This window comes from Amycolatopsis sp. NPDC006131 (assembly GCF_040614175.1).
Classification (GTDB): domain Bacteria; phylum Actinomycetota; class Actinomycetes; order Mycobacteriales; family Pseudonocardiaceae; genus Amycolatopsis_E; species Amycolatopsis_E tucumanensis.
This window is the reverse complement of sequence record NZ_JBEXTX010000047.1, coordinates 18,742-40,266: the sequence shown is the minus strand read 5'-3', so window position 1 is coordinate 40,266 and position 21,525 is coordinate 18,742. Positions and strand designations below refer to the sequence as shown.

The following is a 21,525-nucleotide window of genomic DNA, read 5'->3' as shown; positions in this document are numbered from 1 at the left end:
CGCCAAGGGTTTGATCGTTAGCGTCGGCCCGATGAAACACCGCGTGACCGCCGTCGTTCTCGCATTGCTGGGGACCGTCCTCCCGGGAGTGTCCACCGCCGCCGGGGGTTTCGGCACGCAGTTCCTGGACATCCACGCGGCCGACGGCGTCGCGCTAGGTGCGATGGTGATGGAGCCGTCGGCGCCCGGACCGCACCCGCTGGCCGTCCTCATCGGAGCGTGGGGTGGCGGCCGGACGCAGAACATCATCCCGGCGCGGGACCTGGCGAACCGCGGCTACGTCGTCGTTTCCTACGGCGCACGGGGTTTCGGCGAATCGACCGGCGAGGTCGAGGTGGCCGGGCCGGAGGACATCAGCGACGTCACGACGGTGATCGACTGGGCGCTGCGCAACACCGACGCGGATCCGTCCCGCATCGGCGTCGGCGGCGTCTCCTACGGCGCCGGGATCGCGTTGATCGCCTCCGGGTTCGACCCGCGGATCCGGGCCGTGGCCTCGCTGAGCGGATGGGCCGACCTGGTCGCCTCGCTGAGCACGAACGACACCCGGCACGGACTCGCCGGACTGGTGCTCTACCTGTCCGGCAAGGCGAACGGCACGCTCAGCGCGGAAGCCGACGCCATGCTCCGGACTTACCTGGAGCCGCGCATCTCCGACGCCGACTCGGCGGCCGTGATCGAGTGGTCCCGGTCCCGCTCGCCCGCGACGTACCTGGACCGCATCAACGCGAACCGGCCCGCGGTGCTGGCCATCCAGACGTGGAGCGAGACGATGTTCCCACCGGGTCAGATGGCTGAGTTCTACCAGCGCCTGACCGGGCCGAAGCGCGCCGAGTTCGTGCCCGGCGACCACGCGGCCGCCGAGTCCGGCGGCCTGCTCGGGCTGCCCAGCGACACGTGGACCTCGGTCTACCGCTGGTTCGACGCCCACGTGGCGGGCACCGACACCTCGATCGCAGGCGAACCGCCGGTCGTCACCCGCGCCCGGCCCGGCATGCAGCAACCGGCCTACCGGTCCACTTGGGACGAGTTCCTCGGTGAGCCGGAGCGCGCCTACCTTGGCGCAGACGCCCTGCAGGACCAGCCCGCCGCGTGGAGCCGCAATGTAGCGGCGGACCGCGACACCGTCGCCGACGGCGGCGTGCCGCTGGCGACCTACAGCCTGGAGGCGATGACCGGCAACCCGCCCAACATCTTCCTGCCCCAGGTCGACCCGGGCAGCGGAGCGGTGTGGAGTCAGGCGCCAAGGGGCGAACCGGTCGAGATCCGCGGCTCGATGCACGCGCACCTGACCGTGATCCCGCCCGCCGCGACCGGCACCGCGGTGGCCTACGTCTACGACGTCGACCCGTTCGGCATGGGCAGCCTGATCAGCTATCTGCCCTACAGCTGGAAGACCGCGACGCCGGGGCAGCCGCTGCCTGCCGACTTCATGTTCACCCCCACCGCCTACACCGTCGCCGCGGGACACCACCTCGCGCTCGTCATCGACTCCAAGGACCCGCTGTTCCTGGACTGGAACTCCGGCGGCGGACGGCTCGGTTTCGCCTCCACCACCGCCGATCCGGCCTGGCTCGACGTACCTGTGCAACCCGGGAGGGCATGAGTGACCACCACCATCCGCGAGGAGTTCACCGCGCTGCGCGCCGGCGGCCTCAACTGGGACGTCCTGCCGCTGCGCCTGTTCGCCAAGGGCAACGCGAAGTTCTGGAACCCGGCCGACATCGACTTCGGCCAGGACGCCAGGGACTGGGCGGCGCTGTCGGACGCGCAGCGGTTCGCCGCGACGATGCTGTGCGCGCAGTTCGCCGGCGGCGAGGAGGCCGTCACGCACGACATCCAGCCGTTCCTGTCCGCGATGGCCGCAGAAGGCCGGTTCGCCGACGAGATGTACCTGACCCAGTTCTGCTTCGAGGAGGCCAAGCACACGCAGGTCTTCCGGCTGTGGCTGGACGCCGTGGGAGTCACCGGGAACCTGCACGAGCACGTCGAGGACAACCCCGGCTACCGGGCCATCTTCTACGACGCGCTGCCCACGGCGCTGGAGCGTCTCAAGCACGATCCCAGCCCGGCCAACCAGGTCCGCGCCTCGGTGGTCTACAACCACGTGGTCGAGGGCGTGCTCGCGCTGACCGGGTACTTCGTGTGGAACCGGGCCTGCCGGGCGCACGGCATCCTGCCCGGGATGCAGGAGCTGATCCGCCGCATCGGCGACGACGAACGGCGGCACATGGCGTGGGGCACCTTCACCTGCCGACGCCACGTCGCGGCCGACGACGCGAACTGGCAGGTCGTGCAGGACGAGATGCAGGCGCTGCTGCCGCACGCCATCGCGCAGATCGAGTGGACCACGAAGAAGCTCGACGGCGACCCGTTCGACCTGCGGCTGGACGGGGTCATGGACTACGCCGCCGACCACGCGATGCGCCGCCTCAAGGCGATCGAGTCGGCGCGCGGGATGCCGGTGCACCAGATTGACCTGGACTACAGCCCGGAGCAGCTGGAAGAGGACTTCCACGACGAAGACGCGGCGCGGTGAGCGGCCGTGAACCCGGGCCGCACGCTGCTGGTCGTCGCGCTCGGCGCGTTCGTGACGACCCTGGACAACACGATCGTCGCCGCCGGGGTGCCCTCGATCGGGCACGACCTCTCGCTGGACCTCGCGACGTTGCAGTGGGTCAGCATCGGCTACATGCTGCCGTTCGCGGGCCTGCTGCTGGTCGCCGGGACGCTGGTCGACCGGTGGGGTCAGCGGGGGACGCTGGGCGGCGGTCTGGTCGCCTTCGGGCTGGGCGCGGTGGCCGGCGGCTTCGCGACCACCGGGGCGCTGCTGATCGCGGCACGCGTCGTGCAGGGCCTGGCCGCCGCGTTCCTCGTGCCCGCCCTGCTCAGCCTGCTGCGCACCAACCTGGACAGCAGGCAGCGGGCCATCGGCGCGACGCTGTGGACGGCGTGCCTGGCGGTGGCGCTCGCGCTCGGCCCGACGCTGGGCGGGCTGCTGTCCGAGTACCTCGGCTGGAGCTGGATCTTCTTCAGCAACGTGCCGTTCGTGCTGGTCATGCTCGTGTTGCTGCCTGCGACGGCGGGCACCGGGCGGGTGCGGGGCGCACGGCGGCCCGCACTCGGCGCGATGGTGCTGGTGACGGCCGGGCTCGTGCTGGTCGCGGCCGCGATGGTCGGGCTCGGCGACGACGCCCGGCTGTCCGAGGCGGCGCCGCTGCTCGGCGGGCTGGCCCTGATCGCCTGGTTTACGGTGCGGGAACGCCGTGCGCGGGAGCCGCTCGTGCCGCGCGATCTGGTGCGGGAGCGGGTGTTCACCGGGGCGCTGGCCGTGCAACTGCTGTGGGGACTCGGGGTGTCCGGGATCTTCTTCTTCACCCCGTTGCTGCACCAGGACTCGCTGGGCCTGAGCCCGGTGGGCGCGGGCTTGCCGCTGGTGCTGGTCGCGGTCGCCATCATGGCGGTGACCCCGGCGGTGCCGCGGATCATGGCGCTACTAGGTCCACACCGGACGGTGTGTGCCGGGTTGCTGGTGGTGGCGCTCGGTCTGCTCGCGGTGGCCGTGATCAACCACATCCCCGAGGTGCCGCCGCGGATACCCGGCCTGCTCCTGATCGGCGCCGGCTCGGCGCTGACCACACCGCTGACCTCGTACTCCCTGGAAATCATCGACGAACGGCACGCGGGCACCGCATCGGGACTGCTGACGGCGTCGCGTGAGCTGTCCAGCGCCATGGGCGTCGCGTTGATCGGCGCGGTGCTGACCGCCGTGCGCGCCGCCCGGCTGGACGAGGGCGCGCTGGGCGGGCCCGCGCTCGCCACCGGCTACACCGCCGGGCTCATCGTCGCGGCGGCACTGGAAATCGCCGGCGCGGTGCTCGCCCTGTGGGTGTTCCGCGCTCCCGCCCGCAAAGTTCTGCCCGTCGTGACAACGGAGTCGGCCGGATCCTCGTCCCGCGGTGAGTAAGCCGGACACGATCGATTGACATCCCATTCAGCCCGAAAATAACCTCCGGCGCACGGACTTTTCGGGCACGGAAATTTCCCGAGGGACTCGATGACTGAGAACTCTTCGTTCGCGACCATGCTCGGACACTGGTCCCGCGTGCAGGGCGGCGAAATCGCCGTGACGTTCCTGGACTACCGCGCCAGCGCCGACGGCAACGCGATTTCCCTGACCTGGCGCGAACTCGACGACCGCGTCAGCGCGGTGGCCGAGCGGGCCCGTGAGCTGGCCGGGCCGGGCGAGCGCGCGGCCGTGCTGGTGAACCAGTCCGCCGACTACGTGGTGGCATTCCTCGCGGCGATCCGCGCCGGCCTGGTCGCCGTCCCGCTGTTCGCGCCGTCCCTGCCCGGGCACGGCGACCGGCTCACCGCCGTGCTCGACGACTGCTCGCCCGCGCTCGTGCTGACCACCGACGACGAGCGCGACGACGTCAAGGGCCTGGTGACCGGACCGGAAATCCTGGTGGTGGACACTATTCCGGCCGAGCCGGGCACGCGGGAGTGGCCGGCGCCGGACCCGGACGACCTCGCCTACCTGCAGTACACCTCGGGTTCGACGCGCAGCCCCGCGGGCGTCATGTTGACGCACCGCAACGTGGTCACCAACGCACAGCAGGCGCTGCGGGCCTACGGCGCACGGCGCGGCGCCACGTCCACGGTGAGCTGGCTGCCGCTGTTCCACGACATGGGCCTGATCCTCGGCGCCGGCGCGCCCGTGGTCGGCGGCCTGACCTCGGTGCTGATGGACCCGCTGGCGTTCCTGGAGCGGCCCGAGCGGTGGCTGCGCGCGTTGTCGGCGAGCCCGGGCGCGATCAGCGCCGCGCCGAACTTCGCCTACGCCTACAGCGCGTCCCGGGTGTCCGAGCGGGAGAAGAGCTACCTGGAGCTGAGCCGGGTGGTGTCGCTGATCAACGGCAGCGAACCGGTCCTGCCCTCCACGATCGCGAAGTTCCAGGACGTGTTCGCCGAGTGCGGGCTGCGGCCCGAGGTGCACCGCGCGTCCTACGGCCTGGCGGAGGCGACCGTGCTGGTGTCGGTGACCGACGCCGGTGCGCCGTCGCGGCAGGTCACCTTCGACCGGGAACGCTTGGCGGCCGGCACCGCGACACCCGCCTCCGGCGGCGCCACCACGACCCTGGTGTCCTGCGGACGGCCGGTGGACCAGCGGATCCGGATCGTCGACCCGGACGGGGTCCCGGTCCCGGACGGCACGGTCGGCGAGATCTGGGTCAGCGGCCCGAACATCGGCCGGGGCTACTGGAACCGGCCGGATGCCACCTTCGGCCGCCGGGTGACCGGCGAGCCCGGCGACTGGCTGGCGACCGGCGACCTCGGGGTCCTGTTCGAGGGCGAGCTGTTCATGACCGGCCGGATGAAGGACCTGATCATCGTCGACGGGCGCAACCACTACCCGCAGGACGTCGAGCAGACCGTCGAGGCGCACCCGGTGGTCCGGCCGCACTCCGCCGCCGCCTTCTCGGTGCCGGGCGAGGACGGCGAGGCGGCGGTGGTCGTGCTGGAACGGGCCCGCGACACCGAGGCGGACTTCGGCGAGGTGGCGGCCTGGCTGCGGTCGGAGGTGTACGCGGTGCACGGCCTGCGGTTGCGGGACGTCGTGTTCACCGAACCCGGCGAGGTGCCGAGAACGTCGAGCGGCAAGATCAGCCGGGCGCTGACCCGGCAGCGCTACCTCGACGGCTCGCTCGACGCGCGGCGGCTCGCATGACCGGCCTGCGGGCGTGGCTGGTGGACCGGGTGGCCACCACGCTCGGGATTCCCGCCGCCGAGGTCGACCCGTCCAAGCCGTTGCAGGAGACCGGGTTGTCCTCCCGCGACGCGATGACGCTCACCGGCGACCTGGGCCGGTTCCTCGGCCGGTCGCTGCCCGCGACCCTGGTCTGGGAGCACCCGACGATCAACGACCTCGTCGCCGCACTGTCCGATGTGGAACGGGAGACGGCGGCGCGGTGGACCCCGGAGCCGGGCGAGCCGGTCGCCGTCGTCGGGATCGGGTGCCGCCTGCCCGGCGGGATCACCTCGCCCGGCGGGTTCTGGCGGTTCCTGGAGTCCGGCGGCGACGGGATCGGCGACCTGCCCGAAGGCCGCTGGGAGTCCTTCGCCGACGCCGCCGAGCTGGCCGCGCTGCCGCGCCGGGGCGGATTCCTCGACGACGCGCTGGGCTTCGACGCCGCCTTCTTCGGCGTCACCCCGCGCGAGGCCGAGGCGATGGACCCGCAGCAACGGCTGCTGCTCGAAGTCGCCTGGGAGGCGCTGGAGCACGCGGGCATTCCGCCGTCGTCGCTGCGCGGCACGCGCACCGGCGTGTTCGTCGGGTTGTCGGCCGCCGAGTACGGCTACCTGACGATGACCGACGTGTCCGCGATCGACGCGTGGTCCGGCACCGGCGCCGCCGCCAGCATCGCCGCGAACCGGCTGTCCTACCTGCTCGACCTGCGCGGCCCGAGCCTCACGATCGACACCGCGTGCTCGTCGTCGCTGGTCGCCGTCCACCAGGCGGTGCAGAGCCTGCAGCGCGGCGAGATCGGCACCGCGCTGGTCGGGGGCGTGAACCTGCTGCTGACCCCGGGGATCACGGCGAACTTCACCGAGGCCGGGGTGCTCGCCGCCGACGGGCGCTGCAAACCGTTCGACGCGCACGCCGACGGGATCGCTCGCGGCGAAGGTTGCGGGGTCGTGGTGCTGAAGCCGCTGCGTGCGGCGCGCCGCGACGGCGACCGGGTGCTGGCGGTGATCCGCGGCAGCGCGGTCAACTCCGACGGCCGCTCCAACGGCATCACCGCGCCCAACCCGGAGGCGCAGGCGGCGCTGCTGCGGGACGCCTACGCGGCGGCCGGGCTGGATCCGTCCGTTGTGGACTACGTCGAGGCGCATGGCACCGGGACGCTGCTCGGCGACCCGATCGAAGCCGGGGCGCTCAAGCGGGTGCTGGGCCGCGACGCGGACCGGCCGCTGCTCCTCGGTTCGGTGAAGAGCAACCTCGGCCACCTGGAGGGCGCGGCAGGCATCACCGGCCTCATCAAGACCGTGCTCGCGTTGTCCCGTCGGCAGGTGCCGCCGAGCCTGCACTACCGCGAGCCGAACCCGCACATCGACTTCGACGGCCTGCGGGTGGTCACCGAGCCGACGTCGTGGCCGCGGTACTCCGGCGTGGCCAGGGCGGGCGTGTCGGCGTTCGGGTTCGGCGGCACCAACGCGCACGTGGTGCTGGAGGAGTGGCCGGCGAACCCGCGGTTCGAGGACGACGACGAGCCGCACGTGTTCGCCGTGTCCGACCGGTCCGCCGACGGGCTGCGGGACCGGGCTGCCGAGCTGGCCCGCTGGGTCGAGACGTCCGACGTGCCGTTGAGCGCGATCGCTTCGACGCTGGCTCACCGTCGCGACAACCTGCCCGTGCGCGCCGCCGTTGTCGCCGCCGGCCGGGAGGAGCTGGCTGCCGCGCTGCGGGACGTGCAGCCGGGGCAGGGCAGGCTCGACGGGGTCGTCTTCGTGTTCTCCGGCTACGGCTCGCAGTGGACCGGCATGGGACGGCGGCTGCTGGAGACCGAGCCCGCGTTCGCCGCCGAGGTGGACCGGCTCGACCCGGTGTTCCGCGCCGAGGCCGGGTTCTCGCTGCGGGAGGTGCTGGCCGGCGAGCCGCCGGACCTCGCCGCGACGCAGCTGGCGTTGTTCGGGATGCAGGTCGCCCTCGCCGGGCTGTGGCGGGCGCACGGCGTGACTCCCGCCGCGGTGCTCGGGCAGTCCATGGGCGAGGTCGCGGCCGCCGTGGTCGCCGGGGCGCTGGACGTCGCCGACGGTCTGCGCGTGATGACGACGCGGGCGCGGCTGCTGGGGGAGATCGACTCGGCGGGCACGGGCGCGATGGCCGTGGTCGAGGCGTCGGCCGCGGAGATCGCCGGGTTCGCCGGGGTCGAGGTCGCGGTGTACGCGTCGGCGTCGCAGTGCACGGTCACCGGTGACGCCGAAGCGGTCGCGGCGCTGGTGTCGCATGTGGAGGGTCAGGGCCGGTTCGCGAAGCTGCTGCCGGTGAGCGGCGCGGGGCACTCGCCCGCGGTCGACGCGATCCTGGACCGCTTCCGCGCCGGGCTCGCGGTCGAGCCGGGCAGCCCGGAGGTGCCCTGCTACACCAGCGTCCTCGACGACCCGCGGGACAAGCCGCTGTTCGACGTGGACTACTGGGCGGCGAACCTGCGCCGCCCGGTGCGGTTCGCGCAGGCACTGGCCGCGGCGGTGGAGGACGGCCACGGCACGTTCGTCGAGATCGCCCCGCACCCGGTGGCCCTCGCGGCGGTCGAGCAGGCCGGGGCGACCGGGTTGCCGACGACGAACCGCAAGACCGACGAGCAGCTCGCGTTCCTGACCAGCCTCGCCCGCCTGCACGTGCTCGGCCACCCCGCCGTGTTGAGCACGCGCGAGCCGAAGCAACCGGTCGCCGACCTGCCCGGCGCGGTGTGGCGGCACGAGCGGTTCTTGGCTCACCGGCGCGCGCGGGCGGCCGGTCACCCGCTGCTGGGCACGCACGCCGAGGTGCCGGGCAGCAGTCAGCGCGTGTGGCGCGGGGAGATCGGCACGGACCGGCACCCGTGGCTCGCCGACCACGCGGCCTTCGGCACACCGATCTTCCCGGCGACCGGGTTCGTCGAGCTGGCGCTGTCCGCGGCCGGACCCCGCGTCACCGACGTCGAGCTGCGCCAGATCCTGCCGCTCGGCCCCGAGCAGGAGGTCACGACGTCGCTGGTGGACGGCGTGATCAGCGTGCACACCAAGCCGGGCGACTGGGTCTGCCACGCGACCGCCCGGGCCGGCGAGGCGGTGCCGCTGGAGCCGCTCGGCCCCGTCGACGGCGAACCGGTCGACCTCTACGCGGCGCTGGACGCGATGGGCATGAGCTACGGCCCGGCGTTCCGGCTGCTGCGCGACGTCACCGCGGTGGCGGGACGCGCGTCGGCGGCCGTCGACATGCCGAAACCGGCCGGGCACGTGCTGCACCCCGCCCTGGCCGACGCCTGCCTGCACGCCCTGGCCGCCGCGACCGGTCCGGCGCTGCGCGAGGCCGACGGGCTGTTCCTGCCGATGTCGATCGGCGCGGTCACGGTCGCCGGTGATCCGCGGTCCGGCGTGCGGGTCGACGCCGTCGTGGACTCGCTGTCCGGCGACGACCTGCGTGGCACGGTGCAGCTCGTCGCCGCCGACGGCGCGGTGCTGGCCGAGTTCCGCGACGTGCACGCCCGCCGGTTCCGCCGGTCCGCGTTGCCGGTCCCGTTGTCCGGCAAGCTGTTCGAGGCGTCCTGGACGCGGACCGGCTTGCCCGGCGCGGCCGAGGAGGACCGGACCTGGGTTCTGCTGCACCACGGCGAGCCTGGCCTGCGGTTCGGCGACGACCGCGTGGTCGTGGTCCCGCCGGACGACCCGCACGCCCTGCGTGCCGCGCTGGCGACCCGGCCGGACGGCGTGGTGTGGTTCGCCCGCGAGGCCGACGGCCCGGAGCTCGTGCACGAGGTGACGCGGGTGGTCGCGGAGCTGGCCGAATCACCTGCCCGGCTGTGGCTGGTGACCGGTTCGGCGGCCGCGGTCGACCCCGGCGAGGCGGGCCGCCCGGACCTGGCGTGCCTGCGGGCGCTGGTCCGGGTGCTCGCGTTCGAGCACCCCGAGCTGCACGCGAGCCTGGTCGACCTCGACCCGGAGTCGCTGGACCAGCTGCCCGCCGAGCTGCGCGCGGACGGCCCGGACGACGAAATCGCCTGGCGCCGCGGCGTCCGGCACACCCGGGAGCTGACCCGTCCGCGGCTCGGAACGGCCGAGCGGCCGGTGGTGCGCGACGGCGCCTACGTGATCACCGGCGGGCTCGGCGGGCTCGGCCTGGTCGCGGCGCGCTGGCTGGCCGAGCGGGGCGCGACGCGGATCGTCCTGTCGTCCCGGAGCGTGCGTGCGGTCGACGTGCCGAGCGCGGTGGTGGTGGCGGGGGACATCGCCGAACCCGGAGTCGCGGAGCGACTGGTCGAGGCCGCGACCAGCGGTGGGATGCCGCTGCGCGGTGTCCTGCACGCGGCCGGGGTGCTCGCCGACGGCGCGGCCGCGTCGCTGACCCCGGAGCAGCTGGCGACGGCGTGGCGGCCCAAGGCGACCGGCGCCTGGCGGCTGCACGAGGCCACGCTCGGCCACGACCTGGACTGGTGGCTGGTCTACTCCTCGGCGGCCGCGTTGTTCGGCTCGCCCGGCCAGACCGCTTACGCGACGGCCAACGCCTATGCCGACGCGCTCGTGGCCTGGCGCCGCGCCCACGGCCTGCCCGCCGCGACGATCAACTGGGGTGCGTGGGGCGAGGCGGGCGCGGTGGTCGGCACGACGAACCCGGTGCTCGAACCGCTCGGCACGGCCGAGGCGCTGGAAGCGCTGGAGGCGGTGTTGGCTCGCGACCGTGCCGCCACCGGCGTGGCCCGGCTCGACGCGGACGCCGTGCTCGAACTGTTCCCGCGGCTGGCCGACCGGCCGTTCTTCGACCTGCTCGTGCCGCGGCGCACGGCGGCCTCCGCGTGGCCGGGCATGGCCGCGCTGGAACCGGCGACCGCGCACGCGGCGATCGCCGATCACCTGACGTCGCTGGTCGCCGGGCTGATGGGCTTCGCGCCGGAGCAGGTCGACCGGCACGTGCCGCTCACCCAGCTCGGCCTGGACTCGCTGCTCGCCATGCGGGCGCGTGGCGCGGTCGAGCGGGACTTCGGCCTCCCGCTGCCGGTGCCGATGCTGCTGCGTGGCGCGAGCCTCGCGGAACTGGCGGCGCACCTCGCCGAGCAGGCCGGGTTCGACGCCGGTCCCGCTGCGGTCACCGAAGTCGTCGTGGGTCCGCGCGATCCCGCCGAGCGCTGGGTCGCCCGGCACTGGCACGACGTGCTCGGCCGGTTTTCCGGCGTGCACGAGGACTTCCCCGGCGATCCGGCCGAGCTGCGGGCGGCGATGTCGGCCGAACTCGCGGACCTGCCCGCGGACCTGTTCGACCGGCCGACGATCGCCGCGATGGCCGACTTGCTGCGCGACCGGATCGAGGGCTCCGGGCCGGTGCGCTGCCTGCGTTCAGGCGCCGGAACCCCGGTGTTCCTGTTCCACCCGGCCGGCGGTCCGGCGAGTGTCTACACGCGACTGGTGCGGGACCTGCCGGGTGGGTTCCCGGTGTACGGGTTCGAGCGGCTGGACGACCTGGACACCGTCGAGGCCAAGGCCGCCCGCTACCTGGAGATGATCCGCGAGATCCAGCCGCACGGGCCGTACCGGCTCGGCGGGTGGTCGTTCGGCGGCTGCCTCGCCTACGAGTGCGCGCGTCAGCTGGACGAGCCGGTGGAGCTGGTGTTCCTGATCGACACCATCCTCCCGCTGCCCGCCGACGCGCCGGCCGAGGACCTGCTGCTGGACCGGTTCGACCGGTTCGCCACGCACATCGAGCAGACCTACGGCGTCGCGCTGGACATCCCGCGCGACGAACTGGCCCGGCTCGGCGAGGGCGAGCAGATCGGGCTCGTGATGCGGCAGCTGGCGGAGAAGGTGCCCGGACTGGGCGAAGGCGTGCTGCACCACCAGTACACGTCCTATGTGGACGCCCGGGTCGCGGAGCGGTACGCGCCGGGCCGCTACCCCGGGCGGGTGGTGCTGTTCCGCGCGCAGGAGCCGCACCCGCTGACCACCGCGCTCGACCCGCGCTACCTGCGTGCCGACGAGGCGCTGGGCTGGGACGAGTTCTGCCCGGACCTGGAGATCGTGCGGGTGCCCGGCGACCACGTCTCGATGATCGACCCGCCGCACGTGTCCGTCATCGCGGCCGCGCTCGGCGACCGGATCACACGGAAGTGAGGACCGCAGTGGACGTCCCGTTCGCCCCGACGACCGCCTACCGGATCGCGGATCTGGCCGCCCGGCAGGACGACGCGGTGCGCATCGCCGAGAAGCGCGCGATCGACCGGCAGCACGCGAAGGGCAAGCTGACCGCACGCGAGCGCATCGACCTGCTCGTCGACGACGGGTCGTTCGTCGAGCTGGACCAGTTCGCGCGGCACCGCTGCACCGAGTTCGGCATGGACGGCAACCGCCCCTACGGCGACGGCGTGGTCACCGGCCACGCCACTGTGGACGGTCGTCCGGTGTGCCTGTTCTCGCAGGACTTCAGCGTGTTCGGTGGCAGCATGGGGGAGGTCTTCGGCGAGAAGGTCCTCAAGGTGATGGACCTGGCGATGTCGATCGGCTGCCCGGTCATCGGCATCAACGACTCCGGCGGCGCGCGCATCCAGGAAGGCGTGGTGTCGCTGGCTTACTACGCCGAGCTGGGGCGGCGCAACGCGCACGCGTCCGGGGTGATCCCGCAGATCTCCATGATCATGGGCCCGTGCGCGGGCGGCGCGGTGTACTCGCCCGCGATCACCGACTTCACCGTGATGGTCGAGGACACCTCGCACATGTTCGTCACCGGGCCGGACGTCGTGCACGCCGTGACCGGCGAGCGGGTCACCGCCCAGCAGCTCGGCGGCGCCGCGGTCAACAGCGAGATCTCCGGCAACGCCCACCACCGCGCGACCGACGAGCGGGACGCGATCGACTGGGTGCAGACCCTGCTCGGCTACCTGCCGCTGAACAACCTGGACGCCGCGCCGGAGTACGCGGACGAGACGTCCCGCGAGATCACCCCGGCGGACCTCGAACTGGACCGGATCGTCCCGGACTCGCTCAACCAGGCCTACGACATGACCGAGGTGATCCGGCGCCTGGTCGACGACGGCGAGTTCACCGAGATCCACGGAGCGTTCGCGCCCAACATGATCTGCGCATTCGGCCGCGTCCAGGGCCGCTCGGTCGGGATAGTGGCGAACCAGCCGCTCCGGCAGGCCGGGGTGATCGACATCGACGCCTCCGAGAAGGCCGCCCGGTTCGTGCGGTTCTGCGACGCGTTCGGCATCCCGATCCTCACCCTGGCCGACGTGCCCGGCTACCTGCCCGGCACCGAGCAGGAACGGCAGGGCATCATCCGGCGCGGTGCGAAGCTGATCTACGCCTACTCCGAGGCGACCGTGCCGAAGGTGACCGTGGTGACCCGCAAGGCCTACGGCGGCGGGTACGCGGTGATGGGTTCCAAGCACCTCGGGGCGGACGTCAACCTGGCCTGGCCCACCGCGGAGATCGCGGTGATGGGCGCCGAGGGCGCGGTCGAGGTGCTGCACCGGCACGAGCTCGCTCGGCTGTCCACAGAGGACCGGGTGGCGGCTGTCCGGCGGCTGACCGAGGAGTACCGCAAGCACCACGCGAGCCCGTACCTGGCCGCGGAGCGCGGATACGTGGACATGGTCGTGCCGCCGTCGCAGACCCGGCTCCAGGTGGCTCGCGCGCTGCGCACGCTCCGCACGAAACGGCAGACGCTGCCGGCGAAGAAGCACGGCAACATCCCGCTGTGAAACCACCCGAGGAGAACCGATGAGAACCGACCGGGCCGGGCGCCGCCGTCGCCGCTGGGCCTTGCTGGTGTTACCCGTCGTCGCCGTGATCACCGGTGCCGCCCTGGCCGCGCCGGTGTCGGCCGCCACGGTCAGCGCCGACGATGGAGCGAAAGTGGTCAAGGAGACCTGGATCGACGACCGCACGGTCGACCTGGAGATCGACTCGCCCGCGCTGGGCGAGACCGGCATGGTGCGGCTGATCGTGCCGGTGAAGTGGCGCGCCGAACCCGCCCGGACCTGGCCGACGTTGTGGCTGCTGCACGGGTGCTGCGAACCGGCGGATTACCAGTCCTGGGACCGGTTCACCGACGTGAAGGCGTTCACCGCGGACAAGGACGCGATCGTCGTCATGCCCTCCGACGGCGAGGCAGGCATGTACACGAGGTGGTGGAACTTCGGGCTGAAGTCCACACCGGACTGGGACCGGTTCCACACCGAGGAGGTCCGCCAGATCGTCGAGCGCGGCTACCGAGGCGGCACGAAACGCGCGGTGGCCGGGGTGTCCATCGGCGGCTACGGCGCGCTCGCGTACGCGTTCCTGCACAAGGGGATGTTCGGCGCGGCTGCCTCCTACAGCGGGATCCCCAACACGTTGTTCCCCGGCACACCCGAGGTGATCCAGGGCATCCTGATCCGCGCCGGGCACTACAACTTCTTCGACCTGTGGGGCGACGAGAAGGCGAGCTGGCCGATCTGGTGGTCCCGCAACCCGTACGACCACATCGACGACCTGCGCGGCACCGCGCTCTACATCTCGTGCGGCGACGGCCGGACCGGCCCGCTGGATCCGCCGGGGCAGTCCGATCCGCTGGAACCGGCGGCGCTGCTCACGTCCAAGAGCTTCACCGACAAGCTGAAGCGAATGGGCGTTCCGGCCACTGTGGACTACTACGGCGCAGGCACCCACAGCTGGCCGTACTGGGAACGGGCACTGCACAACTCGTGGCCGGTGCTCGCTCCGGCTCTTGGTCTGTGAAGGAGAAAATGTGAAGAACCGCAATTTCCGCCGACGGCTGCTGGCCGCGCTGGTGGGTTTCGTGCTGCTCGCGGGCGGTGCGGTGGCCATGTCGGCGCCGTCCGCGGTGGCGGCTCCAGTTCTGCCGGGCCCGTTCGACGATTCGTTCTACACCCCGCCGTCGCCGCTCCCGGCGGGCAACGCCGGTGACGTGATCCGCTGGCGGCCCGCGGTGCCGCTGATGAACGCGGCGAACGCGGACGCCTGGGAGGTCATGTACCTGTCGACGAACGCGCTGGGCGCGCGCAACGCGGTGACCGGCACGGTGCTGGTGCCGAAGGGCGTGGACCCGGCGAAGGCGCCGATCGTCGGGTTCGCCGTCGGGACGCAGGGCCCGGCGTTCAAGTGCACCCCGTCGAAGGCCATCGAGCGCGGCACGCTCTACGACCAGCCCGCCATCAACGACTCGCTGGCCAGCGGCTACGCGGTCGCGGTCACCGACTACGAGGGCTACTCGCCGAACACGGTGCCGACCTACATCACCGGGCAGTCCATGGGCCCCGCGGTGATCGACTCGGTGCGTGCGGCGCAGCGGCTTTCGCAGGCCGGGCTGTCCGACGACGCCAAGGTGATCTTCCAGGGCTACTCGCAGGGCGGCGGGGGCGCGCTGTGGGCGGCGGAGAAGCAGCCGGCGTACGCGCCGGAGATGAACCTGGTGGGCGTGGTGGCCGGCGGGGTGCCCGCGGACCTGACCGAGGTCGCGAAGGGCCTGGACGGCTACCTGGGCTTCGGCTTCCTGGCGTTCGCCGCGGTCGGCCTGGACACCGCGTACCCGGAGCTCGACCTGGACTCCTACCTCAACGACACGGGACGGCAGCAGATCGCCGAGGCCAAGCAGAACGCGTGCGTGGTGGAGCTGCTGACCAACTACGCGTTCAAGAAGATCTCCGACTACACGACGTCGAACCCGCTGGACACCCCGGCGTGGCAGGCGCGCCTGGCGGAGAACAAGCTCGGGGCGGCGCCGCCGCGGGTCCCGGTGTTCCAGTACCACGCCGCGACGGACGAGATCGTGAACACGCCCCAGGCGGACGCGCTGCACAAGCATTATTGCGCGGCGGGCGTGCCGGAGCAGTGGAACACCTATGTGTCCGACCACCTGAGCGGCATCTTCGCCGGCAACGCCGACGCCCACCGGTGGATCGTGGACCGGTTCGCCGGCAAGGAGGCCCCGACAAACTGCTGACGGCGGCTGGCGGTCCCTTGGCATCGAGGGGGCTGCTGCTGGCGGTCCTTGGCTTTGACTCCACAGGTTTGCTCCGCCAAAGGTGAGGGTTGGGCGGCCCGGCTTCCCACCGGACCGCCCAACCCTCACACACGTTGCCGCCCGGTGCCGCCGATGAAGGGCCCATTCATCCCCACACGACTGGCCTGGTCGCCCGGGCCGGTCGTCCGGCCTACTCGCCCGGCCTGGTCGCTCGGCCTGGTCGCTCGGCCTGGTCGCTCGGCCTGGTCGCTCGGCCTGGTCGCTCGGCCTGGTCGCTCGGCCCACTCGCAAGGCCTGGTCGCTCGCTCGGCCCGGTCGCTCGGCCCACTCGCAAGGCCTGGTCGCAAGGCCTGGTCGCAAGGCCTGGTCGCTCGGCCCACTCGCAAGGCCTGGTCGCTCGGCCTGGTCGCCCGGCCCACTCGCAAGGCCTGGTCGCTCGGCCTGGTCGCCCGGCCCACTCGCCCGGCCCGGTCGCCCCGCGGCGGGCTCCGCCGCGCGGATTTCACTCACCTCCCGGCCCGTGTCGCGCCGATGAACGGTCCATTCATCACTTCGCGACTGGTCCATTCACGCGGGCCAGATGACCCACCCCGGGTTGCGATTCCCCCGTCCCAGCCCTCGGCGGCGCGTGAACGGTCCATTCATCGCTTCGCGACTGGCCATTCGCGCGGCCCGGGCGCCCCGCCGCAGCCTGGCGCCCTGCCGCAGGCTCCGCCGCCCAGTCCGCACGCACCTCGCTGCCGGTGCCGCCGATGAACGGTCCATTCATCCCACATGACTGGTCCATTCGCGCGGCCCAGGCGACCCCACCTCGGGTTGAGATTCCCCGGCCCGACCCTCGGCTGCGCGTGAATGGTCCGTTCATCGCTTCGCGACTGGCCCACTCGCGCGGCGCAGGTGACTCGCCCTGGGTTCTGGCTCCCCGTCCCCGCCCTCGGCCGCGCGTGAACGGTCCGTTCATCGCTTCACGACTGACCCACTCGCGCGGCCCGGGCGCCCCGCCGCGGGCTCCACCGCCCAACCCCTCACGCACCTCACCGCTCGGTGCCGCCGATGAACGGGCCGTTCATCCCCATACGACTGGTCCACTCATCCAACCCAGGCACTCCGCCAGAGGACCCAACTACCTGTCCCAGCTGCCCGCCCTGCATGAAGGGTCCATTGATCGCCGCGCGACTGGCCCACTCGCGCCATCACGAAGTGTCCACCCGCGCAACCGCCGGGCATCTCAGCGCAACCGCTGGACATCTCAGCGCAACCGCCGGACATTTCAGCGCAGGTGCCGCTCGAAGAACCGTCCCGCGCTCTCCAGCTCGAAGCGCGGCACGTCGGCGTGCCGGCCGGGGTTGGCGTGCAGGCTCTTCTCCTCCGACGCGAACGCGTCGAACAGCGCCAGGCCCGCCTCGCGCGGGATGAGTTCGTCGTCCCACTGGAGCAGGAACTCGATCGGGATCCGCACCCGCCGCGCGGCCTCCACCAGCAGATCTCCGGCGAGCCCGAACACCGCCGCGGCTATCCGCCGGTCCGCGGCGGCCAACGGGATCCCGGTCGCACTGCCCATCGACACACCCCAGAACCCGACCGGCCCGACCCCCGGCAGCGCGTCCAGCACCCGCTGCCACTCGGGCACAGCCTGCGTCGCCCGGGAGACGTTGTCCCGCGCGATCTCGTCGAGAACCGGCTCGCCCGCCGCCATCCGCTGCCGGATCAGCGCTCGGATCCGCTCGTCCTGCTCGGTGCGTGGCCGGTCACCGTGCCCCGGCGCGTCAATGGCCACGACCGACAAACCGCAGGCCCGCACGAAGTGGTGGGCTCGTGCCACCATGCCCGGGGCCTTCTTGTGCTGCCCGCCGCCGTGTGCCAGGAGCACCAGCGGACCGCCGACGGCGCCGACCGGTGACCAGAACACACCGGTGACGTCGCCGAGCGAGAACGAACGTTCCGAGACGCCGTCAGCAGCCGTCTCCGAGATGAAGCGCATGAGTGATGCCTTTCGGGAGGAGAACCCAACCGGATACCGCGAAAATGGGTCTCACCTCCTCAGGCCGTCACGAACGCCGCGACGTTACCCATCCGCTCCCCTGTGATCAACATGGTTTTCCGGTTTTTCCAGAGCCCGTGTGCCAAGGTGGCCTCATGAAGGTGTTCGTCACCGGAGGCACCGGCGCGATCGGTGGGCACACTGTTCCCGCATTAGTCCGATCGGGTCACGAGGTCACCGCGTTGTCCCGGAGCGCAGAAAAGGACGCCGTGCTCGAACGGCAGGGCGCGAAGCCCGTGCGGGCGGACCTGTTCGACCGCGCGGCACTGGCGGAGGCGATGGCCGGGCAGGACGCCGTGATCAACCTGGCCACCGCGATCCCGCCGACGTCCAGGTTCCTGGTGCCGGGGGCGTGGCGGGCCAACGAGCGGATCCGGACAGTCGGCTCGGCGACGGTCGTGGACGCGGCGCTGGACGCCGGCGTCGGGCGGGTCGTGCAGGAGTCGGTCAGCATGTTGTACCGGGACCGGGGCGCCGAGTGGGTCGACGAGGACTCTCCGGTCGACCACTTCCCGATGACCCGCGGCAACTACGCGGCCGAAGCCAACGCGAACCGCTTCATCGCGGCCGGGGGCGCCGGGGTCGTGCTGCGGTTCGGCTGGTTCTACGGCCCCGGCGCGGCACACGCCGAGGAGATGCTGGCCGCGGCACGGCGGCACATCGGCATGATGCTGGGTCCGCCGGAGGGCTACCTCTCGCCGATCCACCTGGCCGACGCGGCCTCCGCGGTGGTCGAGGCGCTGGCGGCGCCGTCCGGCACGTACAACGTCGTGGACGACGAGCCGCTGACGAAGCGCGCGTTCACCGAGGCACTGGCACGCGCCGCCGGAGCACGGCTGTGGGTACGCGGCCCGGGCCGGGCGGCGCTGCTCCTCGGCGAGCGGCTGACCTCGCTGACTCGCTCACTGAGGGTGAGCAACGCCCGCTTCCGCACGGCGACCGGCTGGGCGCCGCGATACCCGAGCGCGCGGGAGGGCTGGCTCGCGACGGCTGCGGCGCTGTCCCGCTGAGGGCAAGGTGCCCTTCCGAGGGGAGGAGCGCGGCTTGGACTGCGCGATTGGATGCCGCGGTAGCCGAGTGCGCGGGAGGGCTCGCTCGCGACGGCTGCGGCGCCCCCTGCCTTGACGCTCACAAGAAGGGGTTCACAGGCCGGCGAGCCCCGGTCGGCGCGAATTTCACGCCGCCCGGGCCGCGCCGTCCTGGTGAGTGCGCCGGAAAGTCACCGCCGCCAAAACCCCCTCCTCGGGTGAGGCCGAACGGACGCCCGCCCCGGGCGGCCAGCCCTCGCGCCCCGGGCGCCAGGCACCCGGGCGGCCAGCCCTCACTCCCCGGGCGCCAGGCACGCCGCCCTGGGCGCCCGGCCCCACGCCCCGGGGGCGCCAGGCATCACCGCCCCGGGGCGCCAGGCATCACCGCCCGCGGCGCCAGGCATCACCGCCCCGGGCGGCCGGCCCGCCTCACGGCTCCGGTTCGTCGTGCCGGTGGTGCCGCCCGCTGGGCGACAGGTGGTGCCGCCACCGCGCCGGCCGGTCGGTCTCGTGCCGGTTGCCCGATCTCGAGCCGTTGCCCAGCACGTCCGAGGCGGCCACCCACCGCTGCGTGCCGTCTTCGTCGGTCATCGGCACGCGCAGGCCGTCCTCGCCTGCCCGGCACTCCCCGGACACGACACCCACGCGCACGGTCACCTTGTCCGGCCCGTCGTCGTCGCGGTCGAGGTACATCAGCCGTTCGCCGACCGGGAAGGCGTCCGCTTGCAGTTCGTGGTCGTGGGACGTCGTCGTCATCCGGTGCTCCCCTCGCATTGTCAATTCCAACAGCGGGTACCGCCGGGGTCCGGAGCGGATTCCTCGTCCGCCGTCTGCCTGCCTCCTGGCGACGGCGGAACCCGATGCTAACCGGCGATTGTCCGGAACACGACCCTTCGTCCCTCAGAAATCGTTCGGCCGCACCGGGTCGCGACCGTCGACGATGGCCCGCGCGAGGTCCGCGACCCGCTGGTTGTGGTCGCGCGCGTACCGCCGCAGGCCCTCGAACGCCGTGTCCACACCGATCTTGTGCCGTTCCGCCAGCATGCCCTTGGCCTGCTCGATCACGACCCGGCTGTCCAGCGCGGTCTGCAGGTGCCGCAACCGCACGCCGAGCTGGTGCAGATCCCGTTGGTGGGCCAGGCGAAGCGCGGCCGCGTGCGCCAGGCGCGGCCCAGCGGGGTGGGTATTTCCGCCGACATCGAACAGGCACAGCGCGCCGAAGACCTCACCGTCGGCGTCGATCGGCAACGTGTGTACCGAGGAGTAACCGGCTTCCTTGCAGGCCGGGGAAAACCGCGGCCACGGACCGTCGCCCGATGATCCACTGTGGAGGCATTCCGGGGCAGGCCCCTCGCCGAGTTCGAGCTGGAGGCGCACCAGATCACGCGCGGCCCCGGTGCCGGCGGCGATTTCCACCGGCTCGGCCGGGAACGACACCAGCACCCCGGCGTCGCGCGCGGGCACGAGGACGGTGGCGCGCTCGGCGAGGTCCTGCGCGAACCGGTGCACGTCGAAGCCCTCGGATTCGCGCGCCAGCAGTTCGAGCAGGGCGTCGATCAGTTCGGTGCGCATGGGCCGCCCTCCCGTGTCCGTGAGCCGTACCCGCGTCCGGCTTGCCGCGAACTGGGCTGATCGGGTGAACCACGATCCGTGCCCGATCGGCTCCCGCTCGTTCTTGACCAGCGTTTACGCCCCCATCACGGGCGATAGTGCTTGTGTGACGTGCATTACAGTTTTACCGTGTCGCATGACCACCGCGTTCGACACCGCCAGGGCGATCGGCGACGCCGTCCTGTACCGCCCGCGGACGCAGGACTGGCGGTTCGGGGTGCTGATGCCGCCGGCGTTCGCGTCACCGCAGGCCGGTGACTTCGCCGACTGCCGCGTGGAGTGCCTGCTGGAACCCCGCTCCCACGCCGTGCTGCACGTGCGGCTGCGGTTCCTCCAGGGGCAGGAGCGCGTCGTGCGCCAGGACGGCGCCGAGCACGTCAGCTGGGACGAGGCGGTCGAGCGCGAGGTCGACGCCGTGCTCCCGGTCGCGGAGCTGACCGCCCAGCGCACCTGCGTCCCGTTCGTCGTCGGCGGCGCCGAGCGGACCGAGGTTCTCGGCCCGGCGAGCAGGCTCGTCCGCCGGAGCTGGACGGTCACCGGCGAGCTGCGGCTGAGCGCCCAGGTGCTGGGCGGCCCCCACGGCGGGATCCGGTTGCGGGTCGACGTCGTCAACAACACCGAGTGGTACGAGCCGGACTCGCCGCGGGAAGTCGCGCTCCGGCACGCGATGCTGGCCGCGCACCTGGTGCTCGCGGTGAACGCGGGCCGGTTCGTGTCGCTGACCGAACCGCCGCCGTGGGCGCGGGCGGCCGCCGAGCAGTGCGAAAGCCACCGGCTGTGGCCGGTCCTGCTCGGCGACAACGACGCCGCGGTGCTGGCCGCGCCGGTCACCCTGTACGACCACCCGGTCGTCGTGCCGGAGAGCGAAGAACGCATCCAGTACGTGCGCCGCGGGCTCCCGGAGGACGTGTGGTGGGACCCCGGCGGGGTGTCGCCCGAAACCGACGAGGTGGTGGTCGCCGGAATCGCGGTGGCCGCCGGCAGCCGGGTGAGCCTCCGCGACGGCCGCACCGGCACCGTCCAAGCAGTACTGTCCGATGAGGACGGCAACCTGCACCTGGAGGTCAGGGTGGGCGACCGGTACCACTACACCACGCCGGACGAGGTCGAACCCCTGCGCGGGTGAC

General features: G+C 72.6%; 13 protein-coding genes. 10 read left to right on the top strand and 3 right to left on the bottom strand.

What is annotated here, in order from left to right; genetic code table 11:
* The first annotated feature begins 31 nt into the window (after positions 1–31).
* The 8 genes from ABZ215_RS23395 (at position 32) to ABZ215_RS23360 (ending at position 15,697) form a co-directional block, all read left to right on the top strand.
* Positions 32–1,606: a CocE/NonD family hydrolase gene (locus ABZ215_RS23395; protein WP_354951544.1), complete on the top strand. Its 1,575-nt coding sequence runs from the start codon at positions 32–34 to the stop codon at positions 1,604–1,606.
* The gene (locus ABZ215_RS23390) at positions 1,607–2,539 is read left to right on the top strand and encodes a R2-like ligand-binding oxidase (protein ID WP_354951542.1); all 933 of its coding nucleotides are present in this window, start codon (positions 1,607–1,609) and stop codon (positions 2,537–2,539) included.
* 6 nt (positions 2,540–2,545) lie between these two features.
* Positions 2,546–3,967 (top strand): MFS transporter, encoded by a 1,422-nt coding sequence (locus ABZ215_RS23385; RefSeq protein ID WP_354951540.1) that lies wholly within the window; start codon positions 2,546–2,548, stop codon positions 3,965–3,967.
* Between the two features lie 90 nt (positions 3,968–4,057).
* A complete protein-coding gene (locus ABZ215_RS23380) occupies positions 4,058–5,731 on the top strand; it encodes a fatty acyl-AMP ligase (protein WP_354951538.1) in 1,674 nt (557 codons plus the stop codon).
* Entirely contained in the window at positions 5,728–11,865 is a 6,138-nt protein-coding gene (locus tag ABZ215_RS23375) for a beta-ketoacyl synthase N-terminal-like domain-containing protein (protein ID WP_354951536.1), read from the top strand. Before ABZ215_RS23380 ends, ABZ215_RS23375 begins: the two co-directional genes overlap by 4 nt.
* Positions 11,862–13,454 carry an acyl-CoA carboxylase subunit beta gene (locus ABZ215_RS23370; RefSeq protein ID WP_354951534.1) on the top strand — a complete coding sequence of 531 codons (1,593 nt, stop codon included), beginning with the start codon at positions 11,862–11,864 and terminating at the stop codon, positions 13,452–13,454. The genes ABZ215_RS23375 and ABZ215_RS23370 overlap by 4 nt, the downstream gene beginning before the upstream one ends.
* 19 nt (positions 13,455–13,473) lie before the next feature.
* Positions 13,474–14,472, top strand: coding sequence for an alpha/beta hydrolase family protein (locus tag ABZ215_RS23365; RefSeq protein WP_354951532.1), 999 nt, complete (start codon positions 13,474–13,476; stop codon positions 14,470–14,472).
* A 10-nt stretch (positions 14,473–14,482) separates the two neighbouring features.
* Positions 14,483–15,697, top strand: a complete 1,215-nt coding sequence (locus tag ABZ215_RS23360; protein ID WP_354951530.1) for a lipase family protein — start codon at positions 14,483–14,485, stop codon at positions 15,695–15,697.
* Positions 15,698–16,988: 1,291 nt separating this feature from the next.
* On the opposite strand, the gene ABZ215_RS23355 is transcribed toward ABZ215_RS23360, so the two are convergent.
* Complete coding sequence (locus tag ABZ215_RS23355; protein WP_354951528.1) at positions 16,989–17,699, bottom strand: alpha/beta fold hydrolase; 711 nt, start codon at positions 17,697–17,699, stop codon at positions 16,989–16,991.
* A gap of 155 nt (positions 17,700–17,854) precedes the next feature.
* Between ABZ215_RS23355 and ABZ215_RS23350 the strand changes: the two genes are divergently transcribed.
* Complete coding sequence (locus ABZ215_RS23350; protein ID WP_354951526.1) at positions 17,855–18,769, top strand: NAD(P)-dependent oxidoreductase; 915 nt, start codon at positions 17,855–17,857, stop codon at positions 18,767–18,769.
* Between the two features lie 447 nt (positions 18,770–19,216).
* Here the strand turns inward: ABZ215_RS23350 and ABZ215_RS23345 are convergent, their stop codons facing one another.
* A complete protein-coding gene (locus ABZ215_RS23345) occupies positions 19,217–19,543 on the bottom strand; it encodes a hypothetical protein (RefSeq protein WP_354951524.1) in 327 nt (108 codons plus the stop codon).
* Between the two features lie 144 nt (positions 19,544–19,687).
* The gene (locus ABZ215_RS23340; protein ID WP_354951522.1) at positions 19,688–20,359 is read right to left on the bottom strand and encodes a GAF and ANTAR domain-containing protein; all 672 of its coding nucleotides are present in this window, start codon (positions 20,357–20,359) and stop codon (positions 19,688–19,690) included.
* A gap of 175 nt (positions 20,360–20,534) precedes the next feature.
* Between ABZ215_RS23340 and ABZ215_RS23335 the strand changes: the two genes are divergently transcribed.
* Positions 20,535–21,524, top strand: a complete 990-nt coding sequence (locus ABZ215_RS23335; protein ID WP_354951520.1) for a hypothetical protein — start codon at positions 20,535–20,537, stop codon at positions 21,522–21,524.
* Position 21,525: the final 1 nt, after the last annotated feature.

Coding starts and splice junctions, on each gene's coding strand:
- ABZ215_RS23395 (WP_354951544.1), top strand. CDS start 32: ATGAAACACCGCGTGACCGCCGTCGTTCTCGCATTGCTGGGGACCGTC.
- ABZ215_RS23380 (WP_354951538.1), top strand. CDS start 4,058: ATGACTGAGAACTCTTCGTTCGCGACCATGCTCGGACACTGGTCCCGC.
- ABZ215_RS23375 (WP_354951536.1), top strand. CDS start 5,728: ATGACCGGCCTGCGGGCGTGGCTGGTGGACCGGGTGGCCACCACGCTC.
- ABZ215_RS23365 (WP_354951532.1), top strand. CDS start 13,474: ATGAGAACCGACCGGGCCGGGCGCCGCCGTCGCCGCTGGGCCTTGCTG.
- ABZ215_RS23355 (WP_354951528.1), bottom strand. CDS start 17,699: ATGCGCTTCATCTCGGAGACGGCTGCTGACGGCGTCTCGGAACGTTCG.
- ABZ215_RS23350 (WP_354951526.1), top strand. CDS start 17,855: ATGAAGGTGTTCGTCACCGGAGGCACCGGCGCGATCGGTGGGCACACT.
- ABZ215_RS23345 (WP_354951524.1), bottom strand. CDS start 19,543: ATGACGACGACGTCCCACGACCACGAACTGCAAGCGGACGCCTTCCCG.
- ABZ215_RS23340 (WP_354951522.1), bottom strand. CDS start 20,359: ATGCGCACCGAACTGATCGACGCCCTGCTCGAACTGCTGGCGCGCGAA.
- ABZ215_RS23335 (WP_354951520.1), top strand. CDS start 20,535: ATGACCACCGCGTTCGACACCGCCAGGGCGATCGGCGACGCCGTCCTG.